Source organism: Enterobacter cloacae complex sp. IR5450, assembly GCF_049238665.1.
Taxonomy (GTDB): domain Bacteria; phylum Pseudomonadota; class Gammaproteobacteria; order Enterobacterales; family Enterobacteriaceae; genus Enterobacter; species Enterobacter hormaechei_C.
Genome location: NZ_JBMKIC010000041.1, coordinates 20,627 through 32,561, shown reverse-complemented (window position 1 = coordinate 32,561; position 11,935 = coordinate 20,627). Strand labels below are relative to the sequence as shown.

10 protein-coding genes are annotated in these 11,935 nt (G+C 53.9%); 7 read left to right on the top strand and 3 right to left on the bottom strand.

Features of this window, described 5'->3' with window-relative positions; all coding sequences use genetic code 11:
* Positions 1–260: 260 nt before the first annotated feature.
* On the top strand, positions 261–1,214 hold the full coding sequence (locus ACOTYB_RS21940) for a nickel/cobalt transporter (protein WP_220153511.1): 954 nt from the start codon (positions 261–263) through the stop codon (positions 1,212–1,214).
* Between the two features lie 33 nt (positions 1,215–1,247).
* Here ACOTYB_RS21940 and proP read toward each other — a convergent pair whose 3' ends face one another.
* Positions 1,248–2,750, bottom strand: coding sequence for a glycine betaine/L-proline transporter ProP (proP, locus tag ACOTYB_RS21935; protein ID WP_003860199.1), 1,503 nt, complete (start codon positions 2,748–2,750; stop codon positions 1,248–1,250).
* Positions 2,751–3,396: 646 nt separating this feature from the next.
* On the opposite strand from proP, the gene kdgT reads away from it, so the two are divergent.
* Positions 3,397–4,389, top strand: a complete 993-nt coding sequence (kdgT, locus tag ACOTYB_RS21930) for a 2-keto-3-deoxygluconate transporter (protein WP_045343510.1) — start codon at positions 3,397–3,399, stop codon at positions 4,387–4,389.
* 33 nt (positions 4,390–4,422) lie between these two features.
* Here the strand turns inward: kdgT and ACOTYB_RS21925 are convergent, their stop codons facing one another.
* Together ACOTYB_RS21925 and crfC are read right to left on the bottom strand one after the other, a co-directional pair.
* Positions 4,423–5,301, bottom strand: coding sequence for a diguanylate cyclase regulator RdcB family protein (locus tag ACOTYB_RS21925; protein WP_003860203.1), 879 nt, complete (start codon positions 5,299–5,301; stop codon positions 4,423–4,425).
* Positions 5,298–7,652 carry a clamp-binding protein CrfC gene (crfC, locus tag ACOTYB_RS21920; RefSeq protein ID WP_421765883.1) on the bottom strand — a complete coding sequence of 785 codons (2,355 nt, stop codon included), beginning with the start codon at positions 7,650–7,652 and terminating at the stop codon, positions 5,298–5,300. Before crfC ends, ACOTYB_RS21925 begins: the two co-directional genes overlap by 4 nt.
* 591 nt (positions 7,653–8,243) lie before the next feature.
* Between crfC and ACOTYB_RS21915 the strand changes: the two genes are divergently transcribed.
* From ACOTYB_RS21915 to phnE, 5 genes are all read left to right on the top strand, one after another.
* The gene (locus ACOTYB_RS21915; protein WP_003860206.1) at positions 8,244–8,579 is read left to right on the top strand and encodes a zinc ribbon domain-containing protein YjdM; all 336 of its coding nucleotides are present in this window, start codon (positions 8,244–8,246) and stop codon (positions 8,577–8,579) included.
* 80 nt (positions 8,580–8,659) lie between these two features.
* On the top strand, positions 8,660–9,091 hold the full coding sequence (gene yjdN, locus ACOTYB_RS21910) for a VOC family metalloprotein YjdN (RefSeq protein ID WP_003860208.1): 432 nt from the start codon (positions 8,660–8,662) through the stop codon (positions 9,089–9,091).
* A 173-nt stretch (positions 9,092–9,264) separates the two neighbouring features.
* Positions 9,265–10,053: a phosphonate ABC transporter ATP-binding protein gene (gene phnC, locus ACOTYB_RS21905; protein WP_003860210.1), complete on the top strand. Its 789-nt coding sequence runs from the start codon at positions 9,265–9,267 to the stop codon at positions 10,051–10,053.
* Between the two features lie 22 nt (positions 10,054–10,075).
* A complete protein-coding gene (phnD, locus tag ACOTYB_RS21900) occupies positions 10,076–11,092 on the top strand; it encodes a phosphonate ABC transporter substrate-binding protein (protein WP_045350749.1) in 1,017 nt (338 codons plus the stop codon).
* 53 nt (positions 11,093–11,145) lie between these two features.
* Positions 11,146–11,925 carry a phosphonate ABC transporter, permease protein PhnE gene (phnE, locus tag ACOTYB_RS21895; protein WP_023302942.1) on the top strand — a complete coding sequence of 260 codons (780 nt, stop codon included), beginning with the start codon at positions 11,146–11,148 and terminating at the stop codon, positions 11,923–11,925.
* Positions 11,926–11,935 lie beyond the last annotated feature (10 nt).

Here is an 11,935-nt window from a genome sequence, read left to right as displayed (position 1 = left end):
GGATTTTTTCTCTTCAGCCGACCGGGTTGTTTGTGAAGTGATTCACATCCGCCGTGTCGATGGAGGCGCATTATAGGGAGTTCCCGAGCGACCGCAACAGAAAAGTTGCAAAAAAATGACTGATTGCTGTATTCCCCAGCAAAACCCCGCCTTATACCTTTTTACGCACAGACTTATCCACAATCCATTGACGATCCCGGTGTGATCCAGCGATTTGAACACTATACTAGCGGCAAATATTTCTCTCGCGGGTCAACCTCATGACGACACAACGACTTCAACGTGACTGCCGTCTCCCAACCGCCGGGCTCGCCGTGCTGGTGTTACTTATGGCAGGTTTTGCACTGCATGAGCACTGGAATGCTTTTATTCAGTGGTGCCTCGCCACCCAGATCACCCTGCACCGTTATCTGGTGATGTATTTGCTGCAACTTAATAATCATCAGTACAGCGGTGGGCTGTGGTTGTTAACCGGTGCGTTTCTTTATGGTGTACTCCATGCCGTTGGACCGGGACACGGCAAATTCATCGTCACCACGTATCTCACCACCAATAAAGAGAGCCAGCTCGCGGCGCGCGTCGTACCGTTTATCGGTAGCCTGATGCAGGGCGTCAGCGCAATCGCCTTTGTCTTTATCCTGGCGGTTGGATTGAACCTCGCGTCAGGGGATATCAGCACCAGCCGTTGGTACGTCGAGAAAATCAGCGCCCTACTGATTGCCGCCTTCGGTGCATTTATCATTTATCAGGCGCTCAGCAGCCTGCGTCCGCGCAAAATGGCGATTAGCGCCATCAAGCCGCTTCACCAGCATAATGAACATTGTGGCTGCGGCCATCACGGCGTAGGGGTGGATCTGGCTAAAAGCGACTGGAAAACCCGTCTGGGCGTGGTGCTGGCCATAGGCGCATGCCCGTGCAGCGGGGCAATTATGATCCTGATGTTCTCGAATGCGCTCGGCATTATTAGCTGGGGGATTGCTGCTGTGATGACAATGTCGCTGGGCACGGCGCTGTCGATTATGGGGCTGTCGCTGGCAGTACGTTACGCACGTGAACGCATAGTAGCCTGGTTTGGTGGCGGCACGTCCCTGAACTGGATAATGCCGATGGTCAAAATTGCCGGAGGGGTTGTTCTGATACTGTTCGCGACGGTCCTGTTCCTGACGGTGATCCCCGTCAGCGCTGGCGGCGACTACATCGCCGCAGGATGCTAATAAAAGAAAACCCGCCAGCGGCGGGTTTTTTTATCACTCGTTAATTCTCGGATGCTGGTCAACCAGGCGAGAACGTTTTTTCTGAAGCGCCTCGATCTCTGCGTCAATATCTTCAATCTTCTGCTCTACATTATCGTAGTGCTCACGCAGTATCTCTTTCGCTTCCTGAATATCAGACGCCGCAGGCGTTGCCCCTTTCAGGGGACGATTCGCCGTCTCCTTCATGGTAATACCGGTAATCAGGCCGACCACCGCAATGACCATCAGATAGTAAGCAGGCATCATCAGGTTCTGCGTGCTCTCCACCAGTGAAGCAGCAAGTGTCGGCGTCAGGCCCGCAATCAGAACGGAGATATTAAAGGCTGCCGCCAGCGCACTGTAGCGAATATGCGTCGGGAACATTGCCGGCAGCGTAGAAGCCATCACCCCGATGAAGCAGTTGAGGATCACCGCCAGCATCAGCAGACCGGCGAAAATCAGCCCCAGCACATTGCTGTTAATCAGAATAAAGGCCGGAATTGCCAGTGCGAACAAGGCGACGCTGCCGAGAATAATGAATGGCTTACGGCCAAAGCGGTCGCTCAACAGACCCATAATCGGCTGCACAAACAGCATACCTACCATGATGGCGATAATAATCAGCACACCGTGGTCTTCCGAGTAGTGCAGGTTATGCGACAGGTAGCTCGGCATGTAGGTCAGCAGCATGTAATAGGTGACGTTGGTGGAAATCACCAGACCAATACAGGTCAGCAGGCTGCGCCAGTGTTTGGTCGCAATCTCCTTGAACGACACTTTCGGGCCATCCTGTAACCCTTCACGGTCACCCTGCTCCAGCTTTTCAACGTGCTGCTGAAACGCAGGCGTCTCTTCCAGGGCGTGACGCAGGTAAAGCCCAATGATGCCCAGCGGCAGCGCCAGGAAGAACGGAATACGCCAGCCCCAGTCAAGGAAGTTCTCTTCACCCACTACGGTTGAGATCAGAACGACAACCCCCGCGCCCATGACGAATCCGGCAATCGAACCAAAGTCCAGCCAGCTGCCCATAAAGCCGCGTTTACGGTCCGGAGAATATTCGGCGACAAAAATCGATGCACCGGTATATTCGCCGCCAACGGAGAAGCCCTGCGCCATCTTACAGATCAACAGCAGAATCGGCGCCCATATACCAATAGTCGCATACGACGGAATAAGGCCGATACAGAATGTACTTATCGACATGATGACAATGGTAATAGCCAGGATTTTCTGGCGACCATATTTATCACCCAGCATGCCGAAGAAAAGACCACCAAGAGGGCGAATCAGGAAGGGAACGGAGAACGTACCCAGCGCGGCAATCATCTGCAAGCTGGGATCGGCACCGGGGAAGAACACTTTACCAAGTGCATAGGCCACAAAGCCGTAAACACCAAAATCGAACCACTCCATCGCATTACCGAGCGAGGCCGCTGTAATCGCTTTGCGCAGTTTCGCGTCATCAATAATGGTGACATCGCGCAGCGTGATGGGTTTTACTTTTTTCCTTCTAAGCATAGCTTTCCTCGTAGACTCAGCCCCGTCCGTTTCACAGCGCATTTTGCAAGCTGTGAACCAGAGATCCGCTCCATGCGAATCTCCTTATTCAAGCGTAGCAGGTTTACTTACATTGACGTTTTACCTCAATACAACCGAACCTGTTGACGCCTGTCTGGGCAGTTAAAGACCTTTTTACCCTACCAGCGTTTATATATGTGATCAACTTCACATATATTTTTCCTGTTCGTAAGATGCCTTCAGCTTTTGTCAATTCACGATAAATAAGGTCATTCTCAACCCCCTTATCAAACAGATCTTAACGCCCGTTATTATTCATTCCCAAACAAAATACAATCACATTTCTTCACAGCGAATTTACACAAAATTTAATTATTAATCGTGGGCAATCCTGTTTCCATTCAATATGTGACGGAGATAACTAAAACAGCGTTTCGTTTTGATTGAATCGCAATTCCAAAGATCGCATGATAAATCCGAACACGATATCTCAGCGGCTTTCAAATGAAGGAATACTGAACGCCTTAATTTCACTTTACAGCATAAGTAACGAATCGATTGGCCTCCAAAAAGGCAATCATTTGAATTTGTTGATCTATTTTTTGAGATTTCCGCCAGCCACGCGGGCGAGATGTGAGGGTTAATGATGAAGATTAAAGCAACTATAGAACGCATCCCGGGCGGGATGATGCTGGTCCCGCTGGTACTTGGCGCGATATTAAATACGCTGGCCCCGAATACCGGTGCTTATTTTGGCGGTTTTACAAAAGGTATGATCACCGGAACGGTACCGATTCTGGCAGTCTGGTTCTTTTGCATCGGCGCATCTATTAACTTGCGTGCAACAGGTACGGTATTACGTAAATCAGGGACGTTGGTCATTACTAAAATTGCGGTCGCCTGGGTTGTTGCCATGATCTGTGCGATGTTCATTCCGGAGAATGGAATTCAGACTGGCTTCTTCGCCGGATTATCCGTTCTGGCCATTGTCTCAGCAATGGATATGACCAACGGCGGTCTCTATGCCAGCCTGATGAATCAATATGGCACCAAAGAAGAATCGGGCGCGTTCGTGCTGATGTCCCTGGAGTCGGGTCCACTGATGACGATGTTGATTCTGGGTTCTGCTGGCCTTGCCTCCTTTGAACTACACCATTTTGTCGGGGCGATCCTGCCGTTCCTGATTGGTTTTGCGCTGGGTAACCTCGATCACGATCTGCGCGATTTCTTCAGCAAAGCCACCCCGGTACTGATCCCGTTCTTCGGCTTCGCGTTGGGCAATACCATCAACCTGAACGTAATTCTGGAAACCGGCCTGCTGGGTATTGTGCTGGGTGTTGCCGTCATCGTCATCACGGGTATTCCGCTGATTATTGCAGACCGCGTCATCGGGGGCGGCAACGGAACCGCGGGTGTGGCCGCCTCTTCGGCCGCAGGCGCTGCGGTAGCCAACCCGGTGATTATCGCCCAGATTAACCCGGCCTTTGAACCCGTAGCCGCTTCCGCCACGGCTCTGGTTGCCGCCAGCGTGATTGTGACGGCAATTCTGGTCCCTATCATCACGGCACTGTACGCCAGACGCTTTGGGCATGTGCCTGAGACCCGGACAGAACATGAAGCGGTAGAAATGCACCACTAACCCTTTCGCCCCCTCTTTAAAAAGAGGGGGCAATCACGTACCAAATATCTCTTCCACCATGCCATCCACCAGCCGTTTTGCCGAACAGAGTCTTGGCATCCCCAGCGCGACCGTTTGCCAGCTCTGCGTCACTGACCAGCTCACCGGATGTTTTTCCGCCTGACACCAGTCCCCCAGCCAGCCCAGCATATCTTTATAATCAATCAGACCGGGAGAAGCGGGCGTCGTCAGCCACTGATGGTAAAAATGCCGGGTGGTGGGAGAAGCATTAATCTCCTGTGCCAGATAATTTGCGGCCATGCTGCGCAGGTTATCTTTCAGCATGGCCGCCACATCACTATTCGCCAGACGACAGGCATCGCCAAACGCCCCCCAGCGCAACTCTTCCAGCACGATAAAGCAGCGGCCAGCCAGCGACCAGCCGTCATACTGCCCGGCTCGCCAGCGGGTAAAAATTTGCTCGCTGTGCTCACCCGCCTGAACCGTAAGACCGCGCTGCGCGAGCGCTTTCTCTTTATAGGCGGCACGCTGGTTGAAATGTGCGGAGAGCTCCTCGTACTGTTGCAACAATCCGGGAGGTTGAGGGAGGCGTGGATTCACCTGCTGGCGCAGGGCTACCAGCCTGTCGGACATACGGGTCAGCGCAAGGTGTCCGGGGTCGAGCATACCGGCAAGTTTCTCCGCCAGACCCAGCCGCAGTGCTGCATTTTCGTTGAGCATTCCCGCCATTGCCCACGGCCGCAGCCGGGTCTGCGTAATGATCTCCTGCGTCAAACGCTCACGAAATTGTAGTTGCTGTGGCCCCAGGAGGGCGTGACGTGCAGCATCCGCCCCCTGGACCAAATCGACCATAAATTTTGGATGAATACACTCCAGCGTCCGCCCGGGACCGTCCAGTAGCTGTGTTGTCATGGTTGCTCTGCCGCGAATAAGGTTTGAATATCATCGCGTAACAGTCGGGTATCTTCCTGAATCCACGCCGCAGTGGTCATACTTTGCTTCAACAACTGGCTAAGCGCCCGGGTTGAATGCTCATTCTGCTGCCGAACGGCAAGGCTATCACGCAAGCTTTCCTGTAACCCGGTCAGGCACAACGAAAACTCTGCAAAGAACGTTGCCATACCTGCCGTAACAGAGACATCGACCTGCGCGGCCAAAGCTTTACGAATTTGATCGCAAAACTGATCGGTATGTTGCGTAAATTTGCCATGAAGCTGAGCGATGTCGATGACATAGCGTGTGCGCGTCACGACATACTCCTCCCAGCCCCAGCCGGGATTATTGAGCCAGCGCGAGACGGTATTACGTACGCTGCCTGCCCCTGCTGGCTGACTGGCGGGAGGGGTGTCCTGCACAATGGCATCATTAAATAACCCGCGCGTATTGAAATTAAGCTGGTTTGCCTGAAACGCCGGGAAGCTAATCCGCGCCCGAAATCCGGCATGACTGAGCTGCTCCTTAATTCGCGTCTCGATGGGTCGCATCGCCTCATTCAACGATCGGGCGAGCGTAGACTCCAGCTGATCGAAGCGTAACGCCAGCTCCCGGCCAATTCTGCTCTGCGCATTCAGCATAATCTGCTCGCATGACGATCGGATCTTGCTCAGGACAATCTGCGCCTGCCCTTCATCGTCAAGCACCAGCTGCTGGATCGCATCCGCGTCGTCTTCACGCAAACTGGATGGCTCGCGGCCTGCTAAGTCAAGAATAGACGGGCGGCTAAAAATGTCGCCCAGCGCCTGGTGAAGTTCATCTTTCTGGCGAAGCAGAAAAGCATCCGTTGCGTTCAGCGCCTCTTCAACTTCATGCTGGACCTCATCGCTCACCACGCTCTGCCGCTGACGCAGCATCGTCATATCCTCTTCCAGGCGCGCAATATTCAGCTCCAGCTCATCAAAAGCGACCGTCAGTCCCTGATGGCGAAAGTCCAGGTATTCTCTGGCATTTTGCGCATAGTTCAGCAGCTTATGCGATGCCGACCGCAAAGCGAACAGTGAGGCGTTGGCGTAAGCCGCGTAAATCAGTTTGCGGATGGGCTGTTCGAACAGCGAATCCTCCCACAGCAGATCCGCCGCATGGCGAATATGGTCAATATCGTCCAGGTCGGCCGTTCGCCAGCGGCGGCCCAGCGCGGCCTCGGCAAAATCCTGTACCCAACGCTGATCCTGATGATCGGGAAGGCGCCCATGGACGTTCATCTCATAGCGGGCGCGGTTTGCCAGATAGGCCCACATGGAAGAGACCGGATAAATTTGCCCCGGAGAAATATTCCCTTTCATCAGCGTGCCGGAAATCATCGCCCGCACCTGCTCTTCATCGTCGCTATTACGATCTTTCTGATCGAATTTGTTGACCAGGGCGTAAAGCGGCACGGATTTCCCGGCAGCCGAAATTGCCTGACGAACCTCAGCATCAGAAATGGATTTAAGCTGGGTGTAGTCCATCACCGCCAGAACGGCGGAGGCGCGCGCCAACTGCTCATTGAGCATTTTTTGCAGGTGCGGCTGACCGGCCTCGTTCGGCCCCGGCGTGTCGAGCAGCGTCAGTTGCCCCAGGTGCGCATCCAGACCGGCGAGATGCACAAACTCCACCTCAATCACCGGAATATGTTCAATCGCGGCATACTCAGAGAACGGAAACTCCACGCCCAGCGCCTGAGAAAGCCGCACCAGATCGTTCAGGCTTTTCAGACAATGAAAGATGGGCTCCGCGCCCAGGTGATGTTTTTCAAACGCCTCACCTCTTTCTATGCGCTCCAGCAGCGTATTCATGTCCTTGTCGATTTCCAGACGCCGCGCCAGCTTGCCGCGATCTTTATCGCACAGTTTTTTCTGCAACTGGGTAATCAGGGTATCGATGGGCGAAACGTGCAAAAAATGCAGCACCGGCTCCTTCTGGCCCGGCGTATGGCGGATCAGCGTGGGAAACGCCGTCATCGGACGATTGCGGTTCGGCAGCACTTCCGTGCCCACAATCGCATTAATGGTGGTCGATTTTCCCGCTTTCATGGTACCCACAATCGCCAGTACCATTTCGAGGCGGGTTATTTTGCGTAATTCATTATTCAGCATCGCCTGCTGAGCGTCGACACCTCGTGCGCTAAAATGCAATGGCAAAACGTTGTTATTAACGCCGCTCATGGCAGCGGTTGTGCTATCCAGCTTTGCAATCGGCATAGATTTTAATGAATCAAGATTGTTCAGAGCGAGCTGTAACAAACGTTCAGCTTCCTGGCTTAATTCAAATATGGTCTGTGTGTGCATGATAAAAGCCTTCCCTTAACGCAAATTTATTACTTTTATTAAGCCACGATGTTTTAATTATACTTTTCAGGCTTATATGATCACGTATGGAAAACATGTTCATTTAATACAACTAACTGAAGATAATGAGAATTTAAAACCCACCCTCGTAATACGTGTAAAACATCCCCTGGCCAGAAAGCCAAAAGTGAATAGACAAAACGCATTTTCAGGAAACATCAGGATATATCATCGTTATTTACCCACCAAAAAAGAGAGGTATTCCCTGACGCCAAAAGATGTATGTCGTCAGAGGAGGGTAGATAAATAACGGCTTGTTCCTTCACCTTATCCGAAATGGCACAGCGTAGCAATTTGCTGTAATAAAATATTCGATACATTTAGCATGATTACGATCTCTGCCGTTCAGGGCATACGCTTCCCTTAATTCACTGACAGTTCGTGTCATCGCTTGCGCATTTATGCGCTATTTTTATAAAACAATATCACCGACAAAAGTGGGGATTTGCGTTATACTCGCTGCCTTTTTCGGCACACTGCCGTCATTTAGCTGGCGTTTTCCAGCGTGTTAACACTTTTGAGGATACCCACATGCAACTTCCACACTGCCCGAAATGCAATTCTGAATACACCTATGAAGACAATGGCATGTTCGTTTGCCCGGAATGCGCCCATGAATGGAACGATGCGGAGCCTGCGCAGGACAGCGATGCGCTGATCGTGAAAGACGCGAATGGCAACCTGCTGGCAGACGGCGACAGCGTTACCGTTGTGAAAGATCTTAAGGTAAAAGGCAGCTCCTCCATGCTGAAGATCGGCACTAAAGTTAAAAATATCCGTCTGGTTGAAGGCGATCATAATATTGACTGCAAAATTGACGGCTTCGGTCCGATGAAACTGAAATCTGAGTTCGTGAAAAAGAACTGATTGTCCCGCCCGGTGACGCTTCGCTTACCGGGCGTTCGGGAACTACACTTAACGGGCTTTTCTTACGTGAGGTAAAGATTATGCCGTTAAGTCCCTACATCTCTTTCGCCGGCAACTGTGCGGAGGCGACGGCCTTCTATCAGCAGGCCGTCGGCGCAGAACTCCTCTACAAAATCACCTTCGGCGAAATGCCCAAAGACGAAAACAGCGAAGAAGGCTGTCCGTCAGGCATGAACTTCCCGGATACCGCCATCGCCCACTCTAATGTCCGCATTGCCGGCAGCGATATCATGATGAGCGATGGTCTGCCACCCGGTAGCAGCACGCAGTACGCCGGATTTACGCTGGTGCTCGACACGCAGGACGTGGATGAAGGCAAACGCTGGTTCGACAACCTCTCTGATGGCGGCAATGTCGAAATGGCCTGGCAGGAGACTTTCTGGGCGCACGGATTCGGGAAAGTCACCGATAAATACGGCGTGCCGTGGATGATTAACGTCGTTAAATCATAGGCCGCATAAGCGCAGCGCATCCGGCAACAGCGCCCGGTCGCGCTGCGCTGGCCGGGCCTAGGGTGATTGTCATCAAACTCCCCTCAACTCTTCAAACTCCCGCAACCAACACTTAACCTGAATGTCATATTGATGCGCCAGCATGAGGCCACATTTATCGTGAGGCCGGGCACATGCAAACTGTCATTCGCGTCGAGAAACTGAGCAAAACCTTCCATCACAACAAGGCGCTGCATGCCGTAGATCTGACCGTCCAGCAGGGCGAAATGGTGGCGCTGTTGGGGCCGTCTGGTTCAGGTAAATCCACCCTTCTTCGTCACTTGAGCGGCCTGATTACCTGTGACAAAACGCCGGAAAGCCGCGTCGAACTGCTGGGGAACACCGTGCAACATGCGGGGCGTCTGGCGAGCGATATTCGCAAAAGCCGCGCTCAGACGGGCTATATCTTTCAGCAGTTCAACCTGGTGAACCGCCTGACCGTGCTCGAGAACGTGCTGATTGGCGCGCTCGGCAGCACCCCGTTCTGGCGCACCTGCCTGCGCTGGTTCTCCCCATCCCAGAAGCAAGAAGCCTTACAGGCGCTGACCCGCGTCGGCATGGCGCATTTCGCCCACCAGCGCGTCTCCACGCTCTCCGGCGGACAGCAGCAGCGCGTCGCCATTGCCCGCGCCCTGATGCAGAAAGCCAAAATTATCCTGGCCGATGAACCTATCGCCTCGCTGGATCCGGAGTCCGCCCGCATCGTGATGGAAACCCTGCGCGACATCAATCAGAACGACGGCATCACCGTGGTGGTGACGCTGCATCAGGTGGATTACGCCCTGCGCTACTGCGAGCGCATCGTCGCCCTGCGTCAGGGACATGTGTTCTTTGATGGCGCAAGCCACCAGTTTGATAACGAACGTTTTGACCATCTCTACCGCAGCGTAAACCGCGTCGAAGAGCGCGCGCAGGCTGCATAACGACCCATAACGAGGAATGGAAATGAGCTATAAAACGGTTGCCGCGCTGGCCTTCACCAGCATGTTCAGCATCAGCACCCTGTTAAGCCCGGCCCACGCCGAGGAGCAGGAAAAAGCACTGAACTTTGGCATCATTTCGACAGAATCACAGCAGAACCTGAAACCCCAGTGGGAACCGTTCCTGAAAGATATGGAAACCAAACTGGGGATCAAAGTGAACGCGTTCTTCGCCCCGGATTACGCGGGCATCATTCAGGGAATGCGCTTCAACAAAGTCGACATCGCCTGGTATGGCAACCTCTCTGCTATGGAAGCGGTAGATCGCGCGAACGGCCAGGTGTTCGCCCAGACCGTTGCGGCAGACGGCTCTCCGGGCTACTGGAGCGTGCTGATTGTTAACAAAGACAGCCCGATCAACAACCTCAACGACATGCTCGCCAAACGCAAAGAGCTGACCTTTGGTAACGGCGACCCGAACTCTACCTCCGGCTTCCTCGTCCCTGGCTACTACGTCTTCGCGAAAAACAACGTCTCCGCCAGCGACTTTAAGCGCACGGTCAACGCCAGCCACGAAACCAATGCCCTGGCCGTGGCGAATAAGCAGGTTGACGTTGCTACCAACAACACTGAAAACCTCGACAAGCTGAAGACCTCCGCGCCGGAAAAGCTGAAGGAAATCAAGGTTATCTGGAAATCACCGCTGATCCCGGGCGACCCGATCGTGTGGCGCAAAAACCTCTCCGAGAACACCAAGGACAAGGTCTACGACTTCTTTATGAACTACGGCAAAACGCCGGAAGAGAAAGCGGTTCTGGCACGTCTGGGCTGGGCACCGTTCCGCGCGTCCAGCGATTTGCAGCTGGTGCCGATTCGCCAGCTGGCGCTGTTCAAGCAGATGCAGGGCGTGAAGGACAACAAAGGCCTGAAGGACGAAGAGAAGACCAGCAAAGTGTCGGAAATTCAGGCGCAGCTGGACGATCTCGACCGCCTGACCGCCGCGCTCGGCGCCATGACCAGCGTGAATAAAGCGGTGCAGTAACGCCTTTCTCCCTCTCCCTCAAGGGAGAGGGGACTAAACCCAAAGGAGCCAACATGCAAACCATCACCCTCCCGCCGCCAAAACGCAGCTGGTTCTCGCTCATAAGCTGGGCTGTTCTGCTGGCGGTGCTCGTTATCTCCTGGAAGGGCGCGGAGATGGATCCGCTGCTGCTCTTCAGGGACTCAGGCAACATGGCGACCTTCGCCGCCGACTTCTTCCCACCGGACTTCAGCCAGTGGCAGGACTACCTCGGTGAAATGGCGATCACCCTGCAAATTGCCGTCTGGGGCACCGCCCTCGCCGTGATCCTCTCCATTCCGTTTGGCCTGATGAGCGCCGAAAACATCGTGCCATGGTGGGTTTACCAGCCGATGCGCCGCCTGATGGACGCCTGTCGCGCCATCAACGAAATGGTCTTTGCGATGCTATTCGTGGTCGCCGTCGGCCTGGGTCCGTTCGCGGGCGTGATGGCGCTGTTCATCCACACCACCGGCGTGCTCTCCAAGCTGCTCTCCGAAGCGGTTGAAGCCATCGAGCCCGGCCCGGTGGAAGGCATCCGGGCAACCGGAGCGAACAAAATCGAAGAGATCCTGTACGGCGTCCTGCCGCAGGTGATGCCGTTGCTCATCTCCTATTCCCTGTACCGCTTCGAGTCCAACGTTCGCTCCGCCACCGTAGTCGGCATGGTGGGCGCAGGCGGCATTGGCGTCACCCTGTGGGAAGCGATTCGTGGTTTCCAGTTCCAGCAAACCTGCGCCCTGATGGTGCTAATCATCGTCACCGTCAGCCTGCTGGATTTCCTCTCTCAACGTTTGCGTAAGCACTTCATCTGAGAAGCGAGGC